Origin of the sequence: Methylobacterium frigidaeris, from assembly GCF_022179185.1 — a bacterium.
Lineage (GTDB): Bacteria > Pseudomonadota > Alphaproteobacteria > Rhizobiales > Beijerinckiaceae > Methylobacterium > Methylobacterium frigidaeris.
In genome coordinates, this window is record NZ_BPQJ01000407.1 from 1 (window position 1) to 226 (window position 226).

The window sequence follows — 226 nt, forward strand, 5'->3', positions numbered from 1 at the left end:
AAGCGACGCAATCAGGAGGCCCGCCAAAAGGCGGAGGAGGCCTTGGCCCCGCACCCTCTCGTGGGGACTTGGGACGAGGTCCAGGAGGAGGCCTTGGATCTCGTCCAGGGCCTCCCGGGCCACCTGGAGAAGCCGCTTCGCCTCCCCGGTGGTCTCCCTTTCCAGCACCTCCACCAGGGCCCGGACCCCCGCCGCCTTGTCCTTGAGGCGGGGGAGGCGGTTCCGG

At 70.8% G+C, this 226-nt stretch carries 1 protein-coding gene; it reads right to left on the reverse strand.

Annotated elements, in window-relative coordinates; genetic code table 11:
• The coding region (locus tag MFF64_RS39245) for a hypothetical protein (RefSeq protein WP_238194162.1) at nt 1-226 on the reverse strand (226 nt) is incomplete at both ends.